Genomic DNA, 24,020 nt, shown 5'->3' with positions numbered 1-24,020 from the left:
CGGAAAGGAGGGAGATGCAATGTTTCAAGTGTTAAAAGAAGAAGTGATTCACCATAGTAAAGAAATTGGAATTGATAAAATTGGTTTTGCCTCTGTCGATGTATTTTCTACCTTGAAGGAAAGGTTAAGAACGCAACAAGCGTTAGGCTTCCAATCTGGATTTGAAAAAGGAAATCCTGAAGAAAGAACAACTCCGAAGCTACTATTTGACGAGGCACAGTCGATCATTTCCATTGCGTTAGCATATCCCTCCAAAATGGAAAATGCACCTAGAAGTACGAAAGGGGAGCGCCGAGGTCAATTTTGTCGTGCTTCCTGGGGGAAGGATTATCACCATATCCTCCGGGAGAAGCTAGAGAAACTGGGAGAATTTTTAAAACAAAAGCATCCGGATGCAAAATACAAAATAATGGTAGATACAGGTGAGCTTTCCGATCGTGCAGTAGCAGAGAGAGCGGGTATTGGCTATAGCGGGAAAAACTGTTCGATTATTACACCAGAATTTGGCTCCTACGTCTACTTAGGTGAAATGATTACGAATATTCCTTTTGAGCCGGATACACCACTGGAAGAGGATTGCGGAGATTGTACACTTTGTATTGATATTTGTCCTACGGGTGCGTTGGTGCAAGGTGGTCAATTAAATGCCCAAAAATGTATTGCGTTCCTTACCCAGACAAAGGATTTCCTGCCAGAGCATTTTCGTAATGAAATTGGAAATCGTTTGTACGGTTGTGATACGTGTCAGGTAGTTTGTCCGAAAAATAAAGGGAAGAACTTTCACCTGCATGATGAGATGGAACCAGACCCGGAAATTGCAAAACCAAAGCTTCGCCCACTCTTAAAAATGTCCAATCGAGAATTCAAAGAGAAATTCGGATTTGTTTCTGGTTCCTGGAGAGGGAAAAAGCCGATTCAACGAAATGCTATTCTTGCACTTGGAAATTACCGTGATGAAACTGCAGTGGAGGATCTAATCGATGTTATGCAACATGATCCTCGCCCAGTAATTCGCGGAACCGCCGCATGGGCATTAGGTAAAATCGGAACAAGAGAAAGCGAAGATGCGATCATAAAAGCAATGGAAAAAGAAAAGGATGAGCAAGTGTTAGCTGAAATGAAAAAAGGGCTAGCATTATTACCCAAAGTGTAAGGCAGTCGTGATATCGGCTGCTTTTTTAATCTGCTAAATATGGTAAGAAGAAAAAGGAGATAGGTAAATGTTGTCGAATATTGTTACGGTATAAAACAACAAATGAGGGAGTATGCGTATGGATAAGATAAAAAGTATTTCGATTCCGGTAAATAGTAGAGTAATCGTAATTTCGGATATACATGGGGAAATTAATCTTTTCCAAAATCTTTTACATAAAGTAGAGTTCTGTGCGGATGACTATCTAATTATTAATGGGGACCTTTGTGAAAAAGGAAGCAATAGTAAAGAGGTCGTACAGTACGTAATGGAACTGTCTCAAAATAATCCAAATGTACATGTGTTAGAAGGTAATTGTGATACGTTGGTAGAGGATCTTCTCGATGAAAATCCAAAGCTAATAGACTATCTTCTTGCAAGAAAGCATGCTCTTATTAATGAATGGCTTGATGAAATAGGATTTTCTATTGGGGAACAGACAAAAGTGCAAGAAATAAAAGAGCTCGTAATGGAAAAATACAATCAAGAAATTCAATGGCTTTACCATTTACCAACCGTCATTGAAACGGATAAGTATCTATTTGTTCATGCAGGACTAGAGAATTGTGAAAATTGGAAGGAAACAGATCGTCTAAATGCCATTTCTATGCCGTCCTTTTTAGAAAAGGAACACCATGCGGATAAATTTGTTATCGTAGGTCATTGGCCAGTAGTCAATTATAAGTCAGATATCCCTACAAACAATCCAATTATAGATAAAAAGAAAAAAATAATAGCAATAGATGGTGGGAATGTTATTAAATCAACCGGACAGCTAAATGCGTTCATTATTCAAACTGCGGATGGTGAGGATTCTTTTTCGCATATGTTTGTGGACCATTTTCCAACCTGTAAAGTGTTGAAAGATTTTCAAGCAAACGACGTGATGGCGAAGGGGGCCATTCAATATCCACATTATGATATTCTCCCTCTTCAACGTGGTGAGCATTTTACGATTTGTCGCCAGATTGAGACGAACCAACAACTCTATGTAAAAAATGAATACATAATAAAACAGGATGAAGATAGGTTTACAGTAAAGGCCGATGTGTCTTGTGCTCAAATAAGCGTACGCAAAGGTGATCGGATTTCATTAGTTGATCCAAACTGCTCCGGATATGCATTAATAAAGAAAGATGGGAAACTTGGCTGGGTGTTAAAAGAGACCATAATGTAAGACGAAATACACTCTCTTGTTATTTTCTGGGAAATAGAATAAGCCAGCCTATATTTTATTGAAATAATGAATCTACTTTACTAAAATGAAAATAGTCTTCGTAAGAACCTATTACGTAAACTTCTCTTTTTAATTAGCTCTAAATCGTTTATAATAATCAGATAATAGTTTATCGTAATCTATCTATTATTTTGTAACTCTATGATATGATTATATAGGATACAGAAAAGGTGTGTGACACGTTTTGGGTATAACACCTACATCTTTTCTGCAAATTTTATGGGAAAAGGTTGGTTAAAATGAGCAACAGAGAGACGAAAACAGACGTCATTTTAATTGGTGCAGGGATCATGAGTGCAACTTTAGGGACACTGTTGAAAGAGTTAGTACCGGATTGGAACATTCGAGTATTTGAAAAGCTCGGAAAACCAGGAGAAGAAAGCTCAAACGTATGGAATAATGCCGGGACGGGACATGCGGCATTGTGTGAGCTGAACTACACAGTTGAGAAACCAGATGGATCAATAGATATTAGTAAAGCAATAAAAATTAATGAACAGTTTCAAGTTTCCACACAGTTTTGGTCTTATTTAGTGAACAACAAATTAATACATAATCCACAAGACTTTATTATGCCATTGCCACACATGAGTTTCGTTCAAGGTGAGGACAATGTAGCTTTTTTAAAGAAACGTTTTGAAGCGCTATCAAACAATCCATTATTTGAAGGAATGGAATTTTCGGATGATCCGATCAAGTTAAAGGAATGGATTCCGCTCATTATGGAAAATCGCGAATCCGATGAACCGATAGCAGCTACGAAAATCGACACTGGAACAGATGTGAATTTTGGTGCCTTAACGGGCAGACTGTTTGATCACTTAGAAAATAAAAATGTAGAAGTGCAGTATAACCATAAAGTTAGCAATTTGAAGCGAAATAAAGACGGCATGTGGGAAGTGAAGGTAAAAAATCTCGATACTGGTTCTGTAGAACGTCATACTGCTAAGTTTGTCTTTATCGGTGGCGGTGGAGGAAGCTTACCTCTGCTACAAAAGTCTGGAATACCGGAAAGAAAGCATGTTGGTGGATTCCCTGTAAGCGGATTATTTATGGTATGTAATAATCCAGAAGTAGTGGAACAGCACAACGCGAAGGTATACGGTAAGGCAAAGGTTGGAGCACCACCAATGTCCGTACCGCACCTTGATACAAGATATATTGATAACAAAAAGTCGCTACTATTTGGTCCATTTGCTGGCTTTTCACCAAAGTTTTTAAAAACAGGCTCTAATCTAGATTTATTTAAATCCATTAAACCGTACAACATATTTACGATGTTGTCTGCAGGTGCAAAACAAATGCCACTGACAAAATATTTGATTCAGCAAGTGTTATTGTCAAAGGAAAAACGGATGAACGAATTACGAGAGTTTATCCCGGATGCGAAAAGCGAGGATTGGGATTTAGTAGTTGCAGGACAACGCGTACAAGTAATTAAAGATACAGAAGCAGGCGGCAAAGGTACGCTCCAGTTTGGTACAGAAGTAGTTACAGGGGCTGATGGTTCTATTGCGGCGTTATTAGGTGCTTCACCAGGTGCGTCTACTGCTGTTCACGTCATGCTTGAAGTTATTCAAAAATGCTTTCCAGAATACATGAATCAGTGGGAGCCAAAAATGAAAGAAATGATTCCTTCCTATGGTATGTCCTTAATGGATAATCGTGAATTATTAGATGAAGTTCATCGTTCTACAGCGGAGATACTTGGACTAAGCCAGAAGGAAAAAGCCTTTAGTTCCTAATAGAGAGGGAACCTTCAATGAATGCATTGAGGGTTCTTTTTGTTTATAGAATGATTTTTTTTTATCGTTTTATACGTCTCACTTCGCTACTATGTTAATATGGGTGAAAAGGGATAAGGGGAGATCATAGTGCATATTGTGATTAGAGAAGCAAAGGCAAACGATATCAAACAAATTCAAGATATTGCCAAGAAAAGCTGGCATGCAACCTATGAGGGAATTATACCGAATGCGGTACAAGAACGTTTTCTACAATCTGCCTATAGTGATGAAATGATGAAAAAACGGTTGTTGGGCTCTTTTCTATTCGTAGCAGAAGTAGAAAAGAAGGTTGTTGGTTTTGCAAACTTCTCACCAGTAAAAGAGATCGGGGAAGTAGAGCTAGGTGCTATTTACATCTATCCCGAATACCAAGGAATGGGTATTGGATCTCACCTGTTACATAAAGGAATACACCATATTGATGGTGTCCAATCCATTTATATAAATGTAGAAAAGGATAATACCATTGGAAGAACATTTTATGAAGCGAAGGGATTTCAACTTGTAGAGGAGTTTGACGATGATTTTGATGGTCATACTTTAAAAACAGTCCGAATGGTTCTTCAAGTTTAGACGTATATCCCCATATCTAGAAAAGAGGTGTTTTTATGAAAAAGATGTTATTTTTAGATGAAATGGAAACGCCAATCGGTCCCATTACTATACTTTCTAGTGAGACGGCTTTACTTTATATCGAATTTGGTACTAGAGCGGAAAGGGAATCCTATCTCAAAGGATGGGCAAAAAAGTACTTTCCAGCTCCTATATTCCAACATAAAGGCGAACCAGTAATGGAGGTAAAGCGTCAATTGAGTGAGTATTTTGAAGGGAAGCGCAATTCATTTACGATTCCATTTCAATTTTATGGAACGGATTTTCAAAAAAAGATTTGGAATTGTTTGCTTACCATTCCTTATGGAGAAACATGCTCATACAAAGACATTGCGGATAAAATTCAAGCTCCGAAAGCTGTCCGAGCAGTTGGGGGTGCTGTGAATCGAAATCCAATTAGCATCATCGCTCCGTGCCACCGCGTAATTGGCAAAAGTGGCAAGCTGGTAGGCTATAATGGGGGGCTGGAAAAAAAGGAATTTTTACTAGATCATGAGCGTGGCCAGCAAGTAATGGAAATGTAATAAGGGGGAAATTATGTCCATCCTAATTCACAATATCCTACCTATTTTTGCAATCCTATTATGTGGCTTTATTGCGAAAAAAGGAAAGCTTTTACCTAGTGCTAGTGTTCAAACGTTAAATCTATTTGTCTATTTTTCGCATTACCTGCCATCTTATTTTACTCCATAGCAACAGCTCCGCTGGAAGACATCTCGAATCGGAATTTTATGTATGCGAATGCCATTATTATTGTAACTGGCTTTTTGCTCGCCATCCTATTATTCAGGTTGTTTTTTAAGTAAAGGTTTCCAGAATTATCTCTGTATGGAATGGCTTCTTCCTATGGGAATACTGGGTTTCTTGGCATCCCCCTTTTGATTGCAGCTTTTGGACAAGAAGCTTTAGTACCTGCTGCGATAGCAACCTTTATGTACGATGTATTGCTTATCACCTTCGTAATAGTCTCATTTGAATTACGAAAAAAACATCAAACACCAATACTCAAACGATTACTTAAAACGATTTGCTTCAATCCGATTAACATCGCTTTGCTATTAGGTATCCTTGTAGCTATGTTAAAAATCGATGTACCACTTTCCGTACAAGTATTTTGTGAAACATTAGGAAATGCAGCAGGCCCTACTGCGCTTTTTGCCTTGGGTTTTGGGCTTGTCCGTGACAAAGGTATCCCAATGGAGAAAATAAAGATTTCCGAGCTTTCCATAATCTTAAGTTTAAAACTTTTTGTTCAGCCTATTCTTGCCTTTTTGCTTATACGATTTGCTTTTCCGTTAGAGGAAACATGGGCAATTGCACTTATTATTCTATCGGGTTTGCCAACCGGGGCAATGGCTTATGTATTTGCGGAACGTTATAAGACCCTCTATGAACAAATGCCTAAATGGATTCTTGCCACCACAATTAGTTCCTTACTCACCTTAACAATCTTGTTACTTTTCTTAGTTGGAATATAAAAACTATCATTTTTTCACGGTACCCCTTCATATAGTAAAGATGGAGGTGGAAATCCGAATGAGGAAGCACAAACTAAAGGAACAATGGGAAAGCATTTTAAAAGATGCACCTGAAAAGCTAGATTGGTGGAAACAAAAACAAAATGATTTTGATAAACGAAATATAGAGGTATTACAAATAACAGGGGAAGGACAGGTTTTTCAGCTTATCACTCAGGAACGGTCGAAAGCGGAAGTGACCTATTTATTGCATTTGTTATTTTTATTAAAGCAAGAAGAAAATATTTTCATAGAAGAAGAGCTCCTTCCATTTCGAGCTGTATTAGAAGGAGAAAGAATCGTTTCTCATGAGATTATGAGAGCCCAAAAAGATGTGGTAGATAGCGAGGAGGCAAAGTTCGTTCCTGATCTCGAGGATGATTCGGAAGGACAACGAGTGATGAGACCTTTCGTATATGATCGAAGAAAAGCGGTTCAATATGCGGAACGATGGTGGAATGAATACAATCCGGAATACCATCATTTTGAGGATGATTGTACGAATTTTATCTCTCAATGCTTACGTGCAGGCGGAGCAAGAATGTGGGGAGAGCCCAATCGCTCCAGAGGCTGGTGGTATAGCGGTACAAATTGGAGCTATAGCTGGTCGGTTTCCAATGCGTTGAGATGGTATTTAGCTAGCGCAAATAAAGGATTAACTGCAATAGAAGTGGACAAAGCGACAGACTTATTGCCAGGGGATATTATTTGCTATGATTTTGAAGGAGATGGGAAATGGAACCATACAACGATTGTGGTAGCAAAAGATCAATACGGAGAGCCCCTCGTAAACGCCCATACTCATAATAGTAGACATAGAAATTGGAAATATGAAGATTCTACTGCATGGACCATAAACTGTCAGTACAAATTTTTCCGAATTGGTGGTTAACCTATGGTATAATAATTGGGTTAAGCAATCAATGAGGTGAGAAAATGGGAATACATGTCGTTTTATATCAACCAGAGATTCCTGCTAATACTGGTAACATTGCACGGACCTGTTTAGGTACAGATACAACATTGCACTTAATTCGTCCGTTAGGTTTTTCGACAGATGATAAAATGTTACGTCGCGCAGGTTTGGACTACTGGCACGATGTAAAAATTAACTATTATGATTCCATTCAAGAGCTTTACGATACGTATCCAGAAGGAACGTTTTATTATATTGAAAACTTTGGTACGAAGCATTATACGGATTACGATTTTAGTAATTCAGAGGAAGATATTTTCTTCGTATTTGGAAGAGAAACGAATGGAATCCCGAAAGAACTGTTAATCGGAAAAGAAGAGAAGTGTCTGCGAATTCATATGACAGACAAAATTCGCTCTTTAAACCTTTCAAACACTGCAGCGATTATTATTTACGAAGCGTTGCGTCAACAAGGTTTTCCTAATCTTAAATAAAAAGGCTAACCAAACGGGATTTTCCCTATTGGTTAGCCTTTTTTGTCCTAGTAAATGTGTTTTTCATTAACCCTTTTTAGAGTTGTAACCTGCCGTAAAGATGGAAACTAAGAAAGTAACCGACACGCCTATAAGTAAAAATAATTTCATTGTCATAAAGATGTCCTCCTTTATGGGTACTTCATATGTACAAATTGTAATTCTTATTATACACCAAATAAAATGGAATTTAACAATTTGTTAAAGATGTTCCTCTAATTTTCAATTTTATCATTTTTATTTTGTTAATCAATAGCTTTTATTAAAAGGGTTTTTTTCTATATATCGCGAAATTGGAAGGTAGATACGTGTAGTGAAGGAGGAAAATAAATTGAATATCGTTGTGTTAGGCGCTGGTGCAGTTGGTGGATATTTTGGAGGAAAGCTTGCTCAGAAAGGATATCCGACTACGTTTTACGTTCGGGAAAGACGGTATAAACAGCTGGAAGAAAGAGGCCTAGTTGTAGATAGTGTGAACGGAAGCTTTTCGTTAAAGCCAACAATAGTGAAAAATATTGAGGAAATTGAAAATCCAGAAGTGGTTCTCGTAGCATTGAAAAACTATCATTTAGAAGAAGCATTGCCTCAAATGGATGCACTAGTCACTAAAGGAGCAAAAGTTGTACCTTTATTAAATGGTGTGGAGCATTTGGATTTATTGATTTCTAGATATGGGTTGAAAAATGTGATCGGTGGCCTTTGTTATGTGGAGTCCACATTAAACGCGGCAGGCGATGTTGTTCAAACAAGTCCAATGCAAGATGTAGTCATTGGAGCATTGGACGATAGTCAACAAGGGATTGTAATGGAACTATACGATATGATGAAATCCTCAGGAATTGACGTCGTGGCTAGCAATGAAATCTTAGCAGAAATGTGGAAAAAATACATCTTTTTAACATCACTTAGTGGGATTACCTCCAGCATGAGACAGCCAATCGGAGTCGCAACAAAGGATCCCGTCACCGCACAATTTTTAGCGGACTTCGTTCAAGAACTATATGATTTAGCCATTGCTCGCGATGTTAAATTACCAGAGGATACAGTTGAAAAAACCCTTACCAAACTACATGGACTATCCGAGACAATGACCTCCTCTATGCATCGCGACCTGGAGAAAGGTCTCCCACTTGAGTTGGATAGCCTGCACGGATTTTTGATTAAGGTTGGAGAAGAAACAGGAGTCGCAACACCATGCTTACGAGCAGTGTATGCACTGTTGCATCCTTATAAAAATGGAACGAATTTATAGTGTAAAGCCCCTTCTGGATGGAAGGGGCTTTTTGGTTGAATGGGTGCGGTTTGGACATGAGGTGCGGTGGGTGGAACAGAAGTGGGAGAGGATGGAACAAAAGGGTGCGGAGCTGGAACATAAGATGTTGAGTTTGGCACAGAAGATGGGGCAGATGAAACACAAGGATAGGAGTGGAACACAAGGGGGAGAGGATGGAACAAAAGGGTGCGAATTTGGAACATAAGGAGCGGAGTTTGGCACAGAAGAAGGTGCAGGTGAAACACAAAGGTAGGAGTGGAACACAAAGTGGAGAGGATAGAACAAAAGGGTGCGAAGCTGGAACATAAAAAGCAGTATGTGGCACAGAAGAAGGTGCAGGTGAAACACAAAGGTAGGAGTGGAACACAATGGGTAGAGGATGGAACAAAAGGGTGGGAAGCTGGAACATAAGATGTTGAGTTTGGCAAAGAAGAAGGTGCAGATGAAACATAAGGATAGAAGTGGAACACAAAGTGGAGAGGATGGAACAAAAGGGTGCGAAGTTGGAACATAAGATGCGGAGTTTGGCATAGAAGAAGGTGCAGGTGAAACACAAAGGTAGGAGTGGAACACAATGGGGAGAGGATGGAACAAAAGGGTGCGAAGCTGGAACATAAAAAGCAGTATGTGGCACATAAAAGTGTCAAGCTGAAACATAGGAACAGGTTTGGAACATAAGCACCTGATAGTGAAACACAAAATGCCTCAAGTGAAACGCACCATGCCGAAGATGAATCACAACATACCATTACTGATTCATAATCCGCAAAATCCGGAACATAACACCCCAATTTATTACTAATAATAAGAAAAGCCCCGAATCAAAGCTGCCTTTTTGACATACGACTACATCTAATTTATAATTATCTCGAAATCGAGATGTATAACAGGATAAGGAGGGCTTATGTTGAAACATATATTTAAAAAGGGTACAAATCCGAATAAACCGGTTTTGCTATTACTTCATGGGACTGGTGGTACGGAAGAGGACTTAATACCTTTGGCTGGTATGATAGATCAAGAGGCATCGATTTTAAGTGTTCGAGGTAATGTATTGGAAAATGGAATGCCTCGCTTTTTCCGTCGCTTGGCTGAGGGGGTTTTTGATGAAGAGGATCTTGTTGCTCGCACAAAGGAGCTTTATCAATTTTTAGATGATGCAGCAAAGGAATATAAGTTTGATCGCAACAACATTGTAGCAATTGGTTATTCGAATGGGGCAAATATTGCGGGGAGTTTATTATTCCATTATGCAGATAGCTTAAAAGGAGCAATTCTGCATCATCCAATGGTCCCAAGACGCGGAATCGAACTACCTTCCTTAAATGGTACTCCAGTCTTTATTGCTGCAGGGACTAATGATCCAATTTGTCCGGCGCAGGAATCGAATGACTTGAACAATTTATTGACGGATGCAGGTGCAGATGTGGTTCTTCACTGGGAAAATTATGGACACCAATTAACAAGAGGCGAAGTAGAAGCAGCTGCGGATTGGTTTCGGAAAAATTTTGGGTAAAAGATTAGAAATTTTACAGTTGGGCACTCTAACTTTTGATAGTAAAAATTAAAGTAGAGGAGTCCGATTACATATGGCGAATGTCAATCTAGCGATCATTTATTACAGTTCTACAGGGACAAATTATCAGCTTGCTCAATGGGCAGAAGCAGCAGCAAAGGATGCTGGAGCGGAAGTGAAGGTGTTAAAGGTACCGGAGCTTGCACCTGATGAAGCAATTGATTCCAATCCAGCATGGCGTGCCCATGTAGATGCTACAAAAGATGTTCCGATTGCAACGTCCGATGATATTGAATGGGCGGACGCACTCATCTTCAGTGTCCCAACACGCTTTGGGAATGTTCCGTCTCAAATGAAGCAGTTTCTTGATACACAAGGTGGGCTTTGGGCAAGTGGAAAAACAGTGAACAAAGTCGTAAGTGCGATGACCTCTGCACAAAATCCGCACGGTGGACAAGAAGCGACCGTTTTAGCGCTTTATACGTCTATGATGCATTGGGGGACTATATTGGTGCCACCAGGCTACTCAGATCCTGTATTGTTTGGTGCCGGCGGAAATCCATATGGTACAAGTGTTTCCCAAGGTCAGGATGGGAAAATGGTAGAGGATGTTGAAGGAGCGGTAAAACATCAGGCGAAGCGAACAGTGGAAGTGGCAAGCTGGGTAAAAAAAGGTAAACAATAACGAGTAAGAGCTGATCACAGACGATCAGCTCTTTTCTAATTTTTAAGTTCCAACTTCTTCACAAAATCAACCAATTGGTCTTTAAATGGTTCCGCATCTAAAATAGTATAAAGCTGCGCACCATCCTGGAGATAGGAATAGTGAACCTTATCGAGTCGAACATGTATCGTTGTATGACCCATTTCAGGAATGAAAATCGTTATCGCTTGTCCAGCTGGATATGGACCTGGATTTAATACTGTTTTTTCTATATTTCGTTGGAACAGTTGCTCGTTTAATAGGTCTGTAAATATTTCTTTCTGTTCCTTTGTTAAATTATAAAATGACTCACCATAATCGATATGATACTCGTAATTGCTTCGAAAGTCGTATTCTTTAGGCAAATAATATAAGACAAAAATAAGTATTCCAATAATGATGGTTGTAGCAATTTGAATCAAAATTTTTCTTGGTTTTTGCTTTATGATGGCATGGATTAACTTAATCAATAAGATTGGTATTAATAAATATAAAAACAACATGCCTATATTCAAAATAAAAATCATACATTCCTCCGATAAAGTTCTTCATCTTTATTAGATTCTTCAATCTTATTAAATTCCCTTTATATTCCAGTGACTTTATAGGAATACATTTTTCCCTAATAAAATTCATGATTAGCTCGTCCTCGACATATATTGTACAAATCGTATAATCACCGTAAATCTAATACAAAAAAATGGGAGGTCGGTGAATGGATATTCTAAATAGAATCGAGAAGGATCGGAGAGAGGAGGAGAAGCTTCGTTGGGAAGGCACCTTCCGAGATTACTTGGAGCTTCTCAAAGAAAAGCCATACCTTGCTCAATCCGCACATTCTCGAATTTATCAAATGATTAAAAGTGCTGGTGTGGAAGAAAAAAACGGGCATAAAGAATATACATTTTTTAGTAATGAGTTATTTGGATTAGAAGAAGCGTTAGAAAGACTTGTAGAAGAATATTTTCACCCAGCAGCTGAGCGATTGGATGTACGTAAACGTATATTGCTTCTAATGGGACCCGTGAGTGGAGGGAAATCCACAATTGTAACGATGTTGAAGCGGGGATTAGAGAAGTTTTCCTATACCGATTCAGGAGCGGTATATGCAATTAAGGGGTGTCCAATGCATGAAGACCCTCTACATTTAATCCCGCAACATTTACGTGATGATTTTTATGAGGAGTATGGCATCAAAATTGAAGGTAATCTATCTCCACTTAACATGATGCGTCTGGAACAAGAATACGATGGTAGAATTGAAGATGTGCTCGTGGAAAGAGTATTTTTATCGGAGAACAAACGGAAAGGAATTGGTACCTTTAGCCCGTCCGATCCAAAATCGCAAGACATTGCGGATTTAACTGGTTCGATAGATTTTTCCACAATTGCAGAATACGGCTCAGAATCCGATCCCCGCGCCTATCGTTTTGATGGTGAGCTAAATGTAGCGAACCGGGGGTTAATGGAGTTTCAGGAAATTTTAAAAAGTGATGAAAAGTTTCTATGGCACTTGCTTTCTTTAACACAGGAAGGGAATTTTAAGGCGGGGCGCTTTGCGTTGATTAGTGCGGATGAACTCATCATCGCACACACAAACGAATCGGAGTATCGTTCCTTTATTGCGAATAAAAAGAATGAAGCACTTCATTCTCGGATGATTGTCATGCCTGTTCCGTACAACTTGAAGGTTAGTGAGGAAGAGCGAATCTATCAAAAGATGATTAACGAAAGTAATATGAAGGATGTGCATATTGCTCCGCATACGTTGAAAATTACTGCGATTTTCTCTGTTTTAACAAGATTAAAGGAATCGAAGCGGCAAGATATTGATTTATTGAAAAAGATGCACCTATATGATGGGCAAAATGTAGAAGGCTTTAGTGAAGTAGATGTGGAGGAGTTGAAAAAGGAATTTTCGGAGGAGGGGATGGATGGTATTGACCCCCGCTTTATTATGAATCGTATTTCCTCAGCCATTATAAAAAAGGAGTCCAATTCCATTAACGCTCTCGATGTCCTTCGCTCCTTGAAGGATGGGCTAGACAATCATCCGTCGATTTCAAAAGAAGATAAAGAGCGCTACATCACGTTTATATCTGTAGCACGAAAAGAATACGATGAAATTGCGAAAAATGAAGTGCAAAAGGCGTTTGTGTATTCCTATGAAGAATCTGCGAAGACACTGATGGATAACTATTTAGATAATGTGGAGGCATACTGTAACAAATCAAAGCTACGTGATCCGTTAACTGGGGATGAGATGTCGCCAGATGAAAAGCTAATGCGCTCGATTGAAGAACAGATTGGTGTTTCGGAAAATGCGAAGAAGGCCTTCCGCGAAGAAATTCTCATTCGTATTTCTGCTTACGCACGGAAAGGAAAACGATTCGATTATCAATCTCATGAACGATTACGAGAAGCTATTCAGAAGAAGCTGTTCGCTGACTTGAAGGATGTAGTGAAAATCACGACTTCCACAAAAACACCAGATGAACAGCAATTGAAAAAGATCAATGAGGTTATCGCGTCCTTAGTGGATGAATATGGTTATGATACGACATCTGCTAATGAATTGCTGCGTTATGTAGGTAGCCTGCTAAATCGTTAACATCCAAAAAAACATGATCTCCTGATGGGGTCATGTTTTTTGTTGAGTTTAACCATAAACAGTGCAAGCGTCTATGAAACCGATATTAACTTACTTTACCTAAATAATAGCCTGCCAGAAAAATAGTGATGATTACAATAACATGAAGGATTAACCAACCCCATTGTCCGTAATGAAATTTTTTAATTGGGATGGGCTTACGCAAATGATTGGGAATTATTTTACCACCAATCCATTCGAAAAGTAGAAAATAAATCCACCACCAAGTATACGAATCCCATATATCCCATTGAAACCTAAATTGAAAAAGATTTGTATGAAGCTTGATCATAACCTCAATAAAAACCCCGATATGAATGAATCCCCAGTAAAATGGAATTTTCCAAGCCCATTTTCTCGGGCTGTACCGAACCCCTATCATCACCCCTAAAGGAAAGGTTACTATCATTGTATAGACAGGAAGTTTTAGTTGATGCAATGGAATGTATGGGAAAGAATAAAAACCGAATACTACGAATAGATAACAGAGCAAAATAGCAAAAAAGGCACTTAAAGAAAATAATAGACCATATCTTTTCCAATCGAAACGTAGAAACATAATTGTGCCGAAGATACCAATGACCATAGCAGAATAATAGGCAATTGTGGAAAGTGTTGTTGTAGACAAAATCATAACTCCTCTAAGAAGAATCCTAATATTTGGAATTTGCTATTTAGAATATGTACATTTTTAAAAATTATCAATAACAAAATCGAAAAACACAACATATGTATGTTAATATATGAATAGATACACATATATTAATAAATAAAGGGGTGCGTGATATGGGACACTCACATTCCCATGATCATCATGGTCATCACCACGGTCATAATGCGAACAAAAAAGCATTGTTAATCAGTTTTATTCTAATTGGTACATTTATGTTCATCGAATTTATTGGAGGTCTACTTACAAACAGTCTCGCCCTCATTTCGGATGCAGGTCATATGCTCAGTGATGCCGCTGCATTAGGATTAAGTTTGCTGGCTTTTAAAATTGGGGAAAAAGCAGCAAATTCAGAGAAAACGTATGGCTACAAAAGGTTTGAAATATTAGCAGCCTTTTTAAACGGGATCACGTTAATCATTATCTCTATATATATTTTTTATGAAGCATATCATCGGTTTTTGGAGCCGCCAAATGTTAGTCCAAGCATGATGATTATTGCAGCAATTGGTCTTATTATTAATATTTTCGTTGCTTGGATCCTAATGAAAGGGGACACGAACGAAAACTTAAATATGCGTAGTGCTTTTTTGCATGTGCTAGGAGACTTACTCGGTTCAGTTGGTGCATTAATTGCAGGTCTTCTTATCTATTTCTTTAATTGGAATATTGCCGATCCATTAGCAAGTGTGCTCGTATCATTGCTTATATTAATAAGCGGCTGGCGAGTAGCAAAGGATTCTTTTCATGTGTTAATGGAAGGAAAGCCTGCCAACATTGACATTGATCATGTAGAAGAGCATCTGATGGCACTTCCTGGTGTGAAAAGTATTCACGATTTACATGTATGGACGATTACGTCTGATTTTCCAGCTTTAAGCTGTCACTTAACGGTAAGGGGAAATGCAGACCGGGATGAATTGTTGAATCAAGCTTCGAAGCTATTACGGGAACATTTTCATCTTAAACATACAACCATTCAGCTAGAGGGGGAAAACTCCAAAGCACATGAAAATTGTGATAACTGTCATTAAGAGGAGGAAAAATGGTGGAAGAGCATAGAAAAATGGAGAAGGATTTGTTAGATGAAGAGACTTTATTTATCGTATCCCAAACCTTTAAAGCATTGGCAGACCCAACACGTATTAAAATTTTACACTTACTATTTGATCAGGAGTATTCGGTGAATCAGATAGCAGATAAGTTAAATTTAAGACAGTCGAATGTCTCTCACCAACTGAGGTTTTTGAAAAACTTGAGGCTCGTAAAATTTAGAAGAGAAGGCACAACCATTTACTATTCTCAAGATGATGAGCATGTGATGAATGTCCTAGAGCAAACGATTAAACATGCCCAACACCATTAATCACTTTTTGGCAAGTGAAGAGACATCTCTTCTCTAATGCCATGTATTTTGATAAAAACTTTTGCGAAAGCTACGTATGCAGTTTAAACTTGAAGAAAGAACTCCTTCCAATTGGGAGGAGTTTTTCTTATCTACATATCTACAGGTGGATGTGAAAAATAATGAGCGAGTATTTGTATATCGGAATAGGGGGGATGATAGGGGCCGTTCTTCGTTATCTCGTTTCGATTTCCCTTGCCTCTTTTTGGATGACTCCCTTTCCATTAGGAACACTTCTTATTAATTACATAGGTACATTCTGTTTAGTCGTTTTTCATTTCAGAGCGACTACAGCTTTACGTTTGCCGAAACCGATTGTTACTGCCATTAGTACAGGCTTGATCGGATCTTTCACAACGTTTTCTACCTTCAGTGTCGAAACGATGCAATTGACCCGTCAGAGCGAGTGGATTCTCGTTTTCTTATATGTATTCCTAAGTATCATCGGAGGGCTTATTATGGCCTATTTAGGCTATAGGGTTGGAAAGGGGGATTAGAACGCAATGACTACTGTAACGGTTGCGATTGGAGGATTCTTTGGAGCAATCCTTCGCTTTGCAATGAGCAAATGGAATGGAAAACGAAATATGCCAATTGGTACGCTTTTGGCAAATTTGCTTGGATCCTTTTTATTAGGAATGCTCATCTGTTTTGGAATAAGAGGTTCCTTGTATGCTTTTCTTGGAATTGGCTTTTTAGGGGCATTTACTACATTTTCTACCTTTAACAAAGAACTACTGGAATTATTGCAGCATCGAAGAAATACAGGCCTTTATTATTTGATTCTTAGTTATGTTGGCGGAATTACTCTAGCTTTTATCGGTTTTCTACTAGGAGAAATTCTAATTTAAAAATCAGTTTTGACATTTTCCCACTTCGTTGAATATGTATATATCCATGAGTTGTATTAGGGCAAAAAAGTATGATGATGTAAAAGATTATTACTATCCACAACGAAGAGAGGGGAAAGAAGTTGTTTGCTTGGTTTATTCAACTAAATCCAATAATTCAAGCATTACTCGGAACGTTATTTACTTGGGGAATGACAGCGTTCGGTGCTGCATTCGTCTTTTTTACCAAAAAATCAAATCCAAAATTTCTAGATGGTATGCTAGCCTTTGCAGGTGGCGTAATGATTGCAGCAAGCTTTTGGTCACTACTGTCCCCAGCAATTGAAATGGCAGATACAAATGGAATCCCTCCATGGCTCCCGGCCGTTATTGGTTTTTTGTTAGGTGGTTTCTTTTTATTGCTGGTTGACCGTTTTATACCGTTAGTAAAAGACAAAGTAATGAGCGACATAAAAGATCCAAAAGCAAAACAGCGAACAGCCTTACTTGTTTTTTCGGTTACTCTTCATAATATCCCAGAAGGCTTGGCAATTGGTGTTGCCTTTGGTGCAGTTGCCTCTGACTTATCTTCTGCTTCCTTAACAGCTGCTATCGCACTCGCAGTTGGTATAGGGATACAAAACTTCCCAGAGGGGATGGCCGTTTCAATGCCACTAAGACGGGAAGGAATGTCTAAAGGGAAGAGCTTTTGGTATGGTCAGTTTTCTGGTATGGTTGAACCAATATCAGCTGTTGTTGGAGCATTTGCAGTATTGTTCATTCAACCAATCTTACCTTACGCCCTTAGCTTCGCGGCAGGTGCGATGATCTTTGTAGTAGCGAAGGAAATTATCCCGGGCTCCCATGAGAAAGGACACACACAGCTTGCATCTATGTGTTTAATGATTGGCTTTGCAATAATGATGACGTTAGATGTAGCGTTAGGATAAATCGTATTGTATTCATGTATATCCCTTTGAAACTTTGTCTAATATGGGAGAGGGAATATTCATTTCATATGTCTAAATAAGCATTCAGATCTTACAAAATCTGAATGCTTATTCATTAGAAATTGTAGAAAAAAGTTGAATTTTCTAGACAAACGGGCTTTCTTCCTTGCTGCTTTTTTTATATACTAATGAGGTATGGTATATTCATATATTTTTAACGCACCTATTTCATTTACATTACAAATTGAATACATAAAGTAAATGATTTGAGACTACTGCGTTGTAGCACTATAATAAGATTGGGTTTTAAAACGGTGGTAGTCGCCCGTATATCCAAGTAGACTGTTCTTATGGATGCCTATTTGGTAAGCGGTCGCAAACACCCAGAAGGGTTTAACGAAACTTCGAGTATGAATCGTTTATTTTGAAGCTCGTTTCACTCTATACGAACTTTCTATTGGGGGTAGTGAAAAGTGTCAAATCAAGGGTCAAATACTAGCGTTTGGGAACAGTTCCATGGCCCAAATATGGGGTATATTGAAGAACAGTACGAAAAATTTTTGGAAGACCCTAGTCAAGTTGATTCATCCTTGAGTGCAATCTTTGAGGAGCATGGTGCTCCAGAATGGATTGCAAGTAGTGGAGTAACACAAGCCGGAGTATCTGAAAGGTCAGATTTTGATGTTCAAAAGTATTCGCAAGCCTTAAAGCTTGTTGAAGCAATAAGACGTCATGGTCATTTAGAAGCGGACATTTACCCGGTTGGAAAACGAAAAAACCGTTACTCTCCATTAGTGGATCCGAAAACATACGGGTTAACGGAAGCAGATCTTCGAGCATTGCCAGCGAACTGGCTTTGGAAAAATGCTCCGACTTCTGTGAAAAACGGTTTAGATGTTGTGAATCAGTTAAAAGCTCGATATTCTGGAAGTATTTCATTTGAATTCTATCATGTTCAAGATGAAGAGGAGCGAGATTGGTTAACGGAAAACGTAGAATCTGGACGTTTTAATGTGTCTTTAAATGTGGAAGAGAAAAAAGCATTGTTGAAACGTCTTGCAGAAGTAGAAGGATTTGAAAATTTCCTTGCTAAAACATTTGTAGCGCAAAAACGTTTCTCTATTGAAGGATTGGACGTAATGGTTCCAATGCTTGATAAATTAGTAGAGAAAGGCGCTAATGATACAGTTCAACACATTATGATGGGTATGGCACATAGAGGGCGATTAAATGTACTTGCCCATGTGTTAGGAAAACCTTACGATAAAATCTTTTCTGAATTTCACCATTCACCAGATAAAGAGCTTGTCCCTTCTGAAGGTTCTACGGGGATAAACTATGGATGGACTGGTGATGTGAAGTATCACTTTGGAGCAGATCGAGATGTGCAAAAGGACAATAATTCAACAAGAGTAACATTGGCTCATAACCCATCTCACCTAGAATTTGTAAATCCTGTAGTAGAGGGATATACACGTGCAGCACAAGATGATCGCAATCAAAATGGATATCCAGCACAAAGTACAGATCGTGCATTTTGTGTTCAAATCCATGGAGACGCTGCGTTTATCGGAGAAGGTGTTGTAGCAGAAACCTTAAACCTATCTCAGCTAAAAGGCTATCAAACTGGTGGAACGGTTCACATTATTGCGAATAACCTAGTAGGTTTTACAACTAACAATACCGATGGACGTTCAACTACGTATGCTAGTGATTTAGCGAAAGGCTTTGAGATTCCTGTGTTACACGTAAACGCGGATGATCCAGAAGCATGTTTAACAGCGGTTACATTTGTTTATGAATACCGTAAAAAGTTCAAAAAAGATATTTTGATTGATTTAGTTGGTTATCGCCGTTATGGTCATAACGAGATGGATGAACCACGTTCAACTCAACCATCACTATATAAAGATATTGATAATCATGAAACCGTTCTTCATGTATACGCAAATCAATTAAAGCAAGAAGGCTTATTCTCAGATGCAGAGCTAGACACGCTTAAAGATGAGGTGCATGCTAACTTAAAAGCGATTTATGATAGCATGAAGGAAGATGTATACGAAGAGGAAGAAGTAGAAGTTCCAGAAGCGGTAGCAAATGGACTTGATAAAATTGAAACGAAGGTTTCTTTTGAATTACTAAATGAACTTAATGCTAGTATGTTAGAGCGTCCAGAAGGGTTCAATGCCTTCAAGAAACTAGAAAAAATTCTAAATAAGCGTTCGAAGGGTCTAGAAAATGACCAAATTGATTGGGGTCTAGGTGAAGCGCTAGCATTTGCATCTATTTTAAAGGATGGTACACCAATTCGTATGTCTGGTCAGGACAGTGAACGAGGTACATTCGCACACCGTCATATTGTTTTAAACGATGTGGAAACAGAAGAAAAATATAGCCCACTGCATGGACTAAAAGATGTAAACGTTTCTTTTGACATCTACAACAGTCCATTATCTGAAGCTGGGGTACTAGGTTTTGAATACGGATACAGTGTGCAGGCACCGGAAACTCTCGTAATTTGGGAAGCTCAATTTGGTGACTTTGCCAATACGGCTCAAGTTATTTTGGACCAATTTATTGCAGCAGGTCGTGCAAAATGGGGTCAAAAGTCTAACATGGTATTACTATTACCACATGGATATGAAGGTCAAGGTCCAGAGCATTCCAGTGCTAGACTAGAGCGTTACTTACAACTATCAGCAGAGAATAACTGGACAGTTGTAAATGTAACTACTTCTGCTCAATACTTCCATTTGCTTCGTAGGCAAGCAGCAATTGGTGGCACAGATGCAGCTCGTCCATTAGTTGTCATGACACCGAAAAGTCTGTTACGTAGTCCGAAAGCAGCTGTTGAAGTGAGTGCATTCACCGAAGGCAAGTTCCAGCCTGTTATCGAGCAAAAAGGACTAGGGACAAAGAAAACCAAAGTGAAACGCCTCGTTTTAGGCTCTGGTAAAATAATGGTAGAGTTAGAGGATGCATTTCTAAAGGAAAAGGATCAAAACTTTGATTGGCTGCACATGGCTCGAGTAGAACAAATCTATCCTTTCCCAGCGAAACAAGTAGAGGAAATCTTGGCTCGTTACAAAAATGTAGAAGAGATTGTATGGGTACAAGAAGAACCGAAAAATGCTGGTGCTTGGGATTATGTGAAAGAAGAGCTTTACAACATTGTAAAAGACAACCAAACGTTGAAATTTATTGGTCGTCCTCGTCGTTCATCACCAGCTGTTGGTGAACCAAATGTTCACAAATCAGAGCAAAGCCGCATTGTTAATGAAACATTAACGCTGTCTAAAGAGGAGGAGAAAGAAAAATGAGAGAAATTAAAGTTCCTGAACTAGCCGAATCGATTACAGAAGGTACAGTCTCACAATGGCTTGTAAAAGTAGGAGATAAAGTTGAAAAAGGTGACCCGATCTTAGAGTTAGAGACAGATAAAGTAAATGTGGAAGTAAACTCTGACTATGCTGGTGTCATTGCAGAACTAGTTGCTGCAGAAGGCGACGATGTAGAAGTTGGAGATGTCATTGCAAAGGTAGATGAAAACGGTACTGGAGTTTCTCCTGCACCTGCAGCAGAAACTCCAAAAACAGAAGAAGCTCCGAAAGAGACAGCAACAGAAGCACCTGCTGCTACAGAAGAAGTAGTGGAAGAATCTACTTCAAGCCAAGATGTTGTTGCTTCACCTGCAACTCGTAAGCGTGCGCGTGAGCTTGGTATTAATCTTGGAGACCTATATCCAAAAGATCCACTAGGTCGTATCCGTGTTGAGGATGTAGAGGCTGCTGCTCGTCAACAAGTTGAGAATGCGAAAAAAGCTTCGAAAGCAGAGGCACCTAAAGCTCAAGAAAAAACAGAATTTGCGAAGCCAGTGGAACGCGTGAAAATGTCTCGCCGTCGCCAAACAATCGCAAAACGTTTAGTGGAAGCACAACAGACTGCTGCTATGCTTACAACATTCAACGAAGTAGATATGACAGCAATCATGCAGCTTCGTAAAGAGCGTAAGGACGAATTCGTTGAAAAGCATGGAGTAAAACTTGGATTTATGTCCTTCTTCACAAAAGCTGTTGTTGGTGCATTAAAAGAATACCCAGCGGTAAACTCTGAAATTCAAGGTGACGAACTAGTTTACAAGAAGTTCTTTGATGTAGGTATTGCAGTATCTACAGAAGAAGGTCTAGTAGTACCAGTTGTACGCGATGCGGACCGCCTGGGGTTTGCAGCGATTGAAAAAGAAATTGGTACATTAGCTAAAAAAGCTCGTAATAAAGAGCTTGGACTTGGAGACCTGCAAGGAGGTTCCTTCACAATTACAAATGGCGGAACATTTGGATCCTTATTGTCTACTCCAATCCTAAATTCACCTCAAGTTGGTATTTTAGGAATGCATAAAATTCAAAAACGTGCGATGGTGATGCCAGATGATTCCATCCAAGTACGTCCAATGATGTACTTAGCGTTATCCTATGACCACCGTGTAATTGACGGAGCAGAAGCTGTAGGATTCTTAGTGAAAGTAAAAGAATTACTAGAAGACCCATACAGCCTATTATTAGAAGGCTAAAATATTAAATTTGAACGCCACCTGTTGCAGGTGGCGTTTTTGTTTATTTGGATAATTAGGAGAAAGTTTTTCCTTATCTACAAAAATGGATAAAAAAAGAACAAGCACGAGGCTTGTTCAAAAAAAATATAAAATTTGTGGGAGGTCAAAATTCTTATTGTACTAGAATTTATGCACCATCTATTAAGACGAATAAGGAATGGGAAAGGTTTCACTTTTATAAAAATTCATTCAGGCGAATAGTAATTCCAATCATTTTTATAAAAATCTTAATTTTGGAGTGAAAAGAAGTCCAATTCCTGCATATGAATAGAGTAACTATAAGAGAAGGAGGGAAATGAATGGATGATCGAAAAAGTTTTGTGATTTCTGAAGAAGATTGGTCCCTCCATAAAAAAGGGCATGAAGATCAAAAACGTCACCAAGAAAAAGTAAAAGAAGCCATCAAACAAAAATTACCCGATCTTATTACGGAAGAAAGCATTATTATGTCAAAAGGAAAAGATGTAATAAAAATTCCAGTACGTTCCCTTAATGAGTATAAAATTAAGTATAATTTCGACAAAAATAAACACGCGGGCCAAGGTAAAGGGGATAGTAAAGTTGGGGATGTATTAGGAAGGGATTCGCAATCAGAGCAAAAAGCGGCAGGTGGTAATAAGGCTGGGGACCGGCCTGGTCAGGATTATTACGAGACAGAAGTTTCCTTTGCAGAATTAGAACAAGAATTTTTTCAACACTTAGAGCTACCAAATTTAGAACAAAAAGAACGAGATAATATAATGCACACGGATTATGAATTTCGTGACCTTCGTAAAACCGGTTTAACTGGCAACATTGATAAAAAAAGAACCCTCATGGAAGCCTTAAAACGAAATGCGCAAAGCGGAAACGCGTCATTCCAACCACTTTATCCAGATGACCTTCGTTATAAAACGTGGGAAGACATCGAAAAGCCGGACTCGAAAGCAGTGATGATTGCAATTATGGATACATCTGGCTCGATGGGGCTCTGGGAAAAATATATGGCGCGAAGCTTCTTCTTCTGGACAACAAGATTTTTGCGAAAAAATTATGATACGGTAGACATTGAATTTATCGCGCATCACACAGAAGCAAAAGTAGTAACAGAGGATGAATTTTTCTCAAAAGGAGAAAGTGGTGGTACCATTTGTTCTTCTGCCTACCGAAAAGCGCTAGAATTAATTGAACAACGCTACAGCCCCTCTCGATACAACATTTATCCAATCCACTTCTCTGACGGAGATAACCTAACTTCAGATAACCGAAACTGTGTTGAATTAGTAGAAGAGCTAATGGAAAAATCGAGCATGTTTGGGTATGGTGAAGTGAATCAATACAACCGTCACTCCACATTAATGTCCGCCTACCGAAAAATAGAAAATCCAAAATTTAAATATTATGTGTTGAATAAAAAAGCAGATGTGTTTTTTGCGATGAAGGAGTTTTTTAAGAAAGAGGAAGTGAAAGCGTAAATACCCTACTAAAAAAGCCAGTATACTTACTGGCTTTCAGGCTGTCGAGAAACCCTCGTCAGCCTATTTTTTATGTGGATATTTTAACAATTCACCGCGTTAATTTGATATAATATAGGTAATAATAAAAGGCGGTGGTTAAGTTGTTTCATACAAGGAATAA

Annotated in this window: 25 protein-coding genes; 23 read left to right on the top strand and 2 right to left on the bottom strand. The window is 38.7% G+C overall.

Annotated elements, in window-relative coordinates:
- Positions 1 to 19 precede the first annotated feature (19 nt).
- From queG to wrbA, 14 genes are all read left to right on the top strand, one after another.
- Complete coding sequence (gene queG / locus C1A05_RS14635; protein ID WP_102028996.1) at positions 20 to 1,153, top strand: tRNA epoxyqueuosine(34) reductase QueG; 1,134 nt, start codon at positions 20 to 22, stop codon at positions 1,151 to 1,153.
- Positions 1,154 to 1,271: 118 nt separating this feature from the next.
- Positions 1,272 to 2,369 carry a metallophosphoesterase gene (locus tag C1A05_RS14630; RefSeq protein ID WP_102028995.1) on the top strand — a complete coding sequence of 366 codons (1,098 nt, stop codon included), beginning with the start codon at positions 1,272 to 1,274 and terminating at the stop codon, positions 2,367 to 2,369.
- Between the two features lie 299 nt (positions 2,370 to 2,668).
- Entirely contained in the window at positions 2,669 to 4,174 is a 1,506-nt protein-coding gene (locus tag C1A05_RS14625) for a malate:quinone oxidoreductase (RefSeq protein WP_102028994.1), read from the top strand.
- A gap of 129 nt (positions 4,175 to 4,303) precedes the next feature.
- Positions 4,304 to 4,789: a GNAT family N-acetyltransferase gene (locus C1A05_RS14620; RefSeq protein ID WP_102028993.1), complete on the top strand. Its 486-nt coding sequence runs from the start codon at positions 4,304 to 4,306 to the stop codon at positions 4,787 to 4,789.
- Between the two features lie 35 nt (positions 4,790 to 4,824).
- Positions 4,825 to 5,352 carry a methylated-DNA--[protein]-cysteine S-methyltransferase gene (locus C1A05_RS18485; protein WP_102028992.1) on the top strand — a complete coding sequence of 176 codons (528 nt, stop codon included), beginning with the start codon at positions 4,825 to 4,827 and terminating at the stop codon, positions 5,350 to 5,352.
- A 13-nt stretch (positions 5,353 to 5,365) separates the two neighbouring features.
- A complete protein-coding gene (locus C1A05_RS18100) occupies positions 5,366 to 5,521 on the top strand; it encodes a hypothetical protein (RefSeq protein WP_159462090.1) in 156 nt (51 codons plus the stop codon).
- Positions 5,522 to 5,661: 140 nt separating this feature from the next.
- On the top strand, positions 5,662 to 6,306 hold the full coding sequence (locus C1A05_RS14610; RefSeq protein WP_102028991.1) for an AEC family transporter: 645 nt from the start codon (positions 5,662 to 5,664) through the stop codon (positions 6,304 to 6,306).
- A gap of 58 nt (positions 6,307 to 6,364) precedes the next feature.
- On the top strand, positions 6,365 to 7,237 hold the full coding sequence (locus C1A05_RS14605; protein ID WP_102028990.1) for an amidase domain-containing protein: 873 nt from the start codon (positions 6,365 to 6,367) through the stop codon (positions 7,235 to 7,237).
- 44 nt (positions 7,238 to 7,281) lie between these two features.
- Positions 7,282 to 7,755 (top strand): tRNA (uridine(34)/cytosine(34)/5-carboxymethylaminomethyluridine(34)-2'-O)-methyltransferase TrmL, encoded by a 474-nt coding sequence (gene trmL, locus C1A05_RS14600; RefSeq protein WP_102028989.1) that lies wholly within the window; start codon positions 7,282 to 7,284, stop codon positions 7,753 to 7,755.
- A 370-nt stretch (positions 7,756 to 8,125) separates the two neighbouring features.
- The gene (locus tag C1A05_RS14595) at positions 8,126 to 9,046 is read left to right on the top strand and encodes a ketopantoate reductase family protein (RefSeq protein ID WP_159462089.1); all 921 of its coding nucleotides are present in this window, start codon (positions 8,126 to 8,128) and stop codon (positions 9,044 to 9,046) included.
- Positions 9,047 to 9,116: 70 nt separating this feature from the next.
- Entirely contained in the window at positions 9,117 to 9,272 is a 156-nt protein-coding gene (locus C1A05_RS18095) for a hypothetical protein (protein WP_159462088.1), read from the top strand.
- A gap of 62 nt (positions 9,273 to 9,334) precedes the next feature.
- Complete coding sequence (locus C1A05_RS18090) at positions 9,335 to 9,478, top strand: hypothetical protein (protein ID WP_159462087.1); 144 nt, start codon at positions 9,335 to 9,337, stop codon at positions 9,476 to 9,478.
- A gap of 493 nt (positions 9,479 to 9,971) precedes the next feature.
- Positions 9,972 to 10,583, top strand: coding sequence for an alpha/beta hydrolase (locus C1A05_RS14585; protein WP_200816507.1), 612 nt, complete (start codon positions 9,972 to 9,974; stop codon positions 10,581 to 10,583).
- Between the two features lie 73 nt (positions 10,584 to 10,656).
- Positions 10,657 to 11,268, top strand: a complete 612-nt coding sequence (gene wrbA / locus C1A05_RS14580; RefSeq protein WP_102028985.1) for an NAD(P)H:quinone oxidoreductase type IV — start codon at positions 10,657 to 10,659, stop codon at positions 11,266 to 11,268.
- Between the two features lie 35 nt (positions 11,269 to 11,303).
- On the opposite strand, the gene C1A05_RS14575 is transcribed toward wrbA, so the two are convergent.
- Positions 11,304 to 11,813, bottom strand: a complete 510-nt coding sequence (locus C1A05_RS14575) for a hypothetical protein (protein WP_102028984.1) — start codon at positions 11,811 to 11,813, stop codon at positions 11,304 to 11,306.
- A 188-nt stretch (positions 11,814 to 12,001) separates the two neighbouring features.
- Between C1A05_RS14575 and C1A05_RS14570 the strand changes: the two genes are divergently transcribed.
- A complete protein-coding gene (locus C1A05_RS14570; RefSeq protein WP_102028983.1) occupies positions 12,002 to 13,897 on the top strand; it encodes a PrkA family serine protein kinase in 1,896 nt (631 codons plus the stop codon).
- Positions 13,898 to 13,982: 85 nt separating this feature from the next.
- Here the strand turns inward: C1A05_RS14570 and C1A05_RS14565 are convergent, their stop codons facing one another.
- Entirely contained in the window at positions 13,983 to 14,564 is a 582-nt protein-coding gene (locus C1A05_RS14565; protein WP_234998582.1) for a CBO0543 family protein, read from the bottom strand.
- A gap of 158 nt (positions 14,565 to 14,722) precedes the next feature.
- Here C1A05_RS14565 and C1A05_RS14560 point away from each other — a divergent pair, with 158 nt between their 5' ends.
- The 8 genes from C1A05_RS14560 to yhbH all read left to right on the top strand — a co-directional run bounded on the left by C1A05_RS14560 (position 14,723) and on the right by yhbH (position 23,857).
- Entirely contained in the window at positions 14,723 to 15,640 is a 918-nt protein-coding gene (locus C1A05_RS14560) for a cation diffusion facilitator family transporter (RefSeq protein ID WP_102028981.1), read from the top strand.
- 11 nt (positions 15,641 to 15,651) lie between these two features.
- Positions 15,652 to 15,972, top strand: a complete 321-nt coding sequence (locus C1A05_RS14555) for an ArsR/SmtB family transcription factor (protein ID WP_102028980.1) — start codon at positions 15,652 to 15,654, stop codon at positions 15,970 to 15,972.
- 161 nt (positions 15,973 to 16,133) lie between these two features.
- Positions 16,134 to 16,508: a fluoride efflux transporter CrcB gene (gene crcB / locus C1A05_RS14550; RefSeq protein ID WP_102028979.1), complete on the top strand. Its 375-nt coding sequence runs from the start codon at positions 16,134 to 16,136 to the stop codon at positions 16,506 to 16,508.
- Positions 16,509 to 16,514: 6 nt separating this feature from the next.
- A complete protein-coding gene (locus tag C1A05_RS14545; protein ID WP_102028978.1) occupies positions 16,515 to 16,862 on the top strand; it encodes a fluoride efflux transporter FluC in 348 nt (115 codons plus the stop codon).
- A 191-nt stretch (positions 16,863 to 17,053) separates the two neighbouring features.
- Positions 17,054 to 17,791 carry a ZIP family metal transporter gene (locus C1A05_RS14540; RefSeq protein WP_373419484.1) on the top strand — a complete coding sequence of 246 codons (738 nt, stop codon included), beginning with the start codon at positions 17,054 to 17,056 and terminating at the stop codon, positions 17,789 to 17,791.
- Positions 17,792 to 18,264: 473 nt separating this feature from the next.
- Positions 18,265 to 21,111: a 2-oxoglutarate dehydrogenase E1 component gene (locus tag C1A05_RS14535; RefSeq protein WP_102028976.1), complete on the top strand. Its 2,847-nt coding sequence runs from the start codon at positions 18,265 to 18,267 to the stop codon at positions 21,109 to 21,111.
- Positions 21,108 to 22,361 carry a 2-oxoglutarate dehydrogenase complex dihydrolipoyllysine-residue succinyltransferase gene (odhB, locus tag C1A05_RS14530; protein ID WP_102028975.1) on the top strand — a complete coding sequence of 418 codons (1,254 nt, stop codon included), beginning with the start codon at positions 21,108 to 21,110 and terminating at the stop codon, positions 22,359 to 22,361. The genes C1A05_RS14535 and odhB overlap by 4 nt, the downstream gene beginning before the upstream one ends.
- A gap of 341 nt (positions 22,362 to 22,702) precedes the next feature.
- Positions 22,703 to 23,857, top strand: coding sequence for a sporulation protein YhbH (gene yhbH, locus C1A05_RS14525; protein ID WP_102028974.1), 1,155 nt, complete (start codon positions 22,703 to 22,705; stop codon positions 23,855 to 23,857).
- The last annotated feature ends 163 nt before the right edge of the window (positions 23,858 to 24,020 follow it).

This window comes from Salirhabdus sp. Marseille-P4669, assembly GCF_900240405.1.
Taxonomy (GTDB): Bacteria; Bacillota; Bacilli; order Bacillales; family Alkalibacillaceae; genus OEQK01.
The sequence above is the reverse complement of the archived record's forward strand: the minus strand, read 5'-3'. Positions and strand labels throughout refer to the sequence as shown.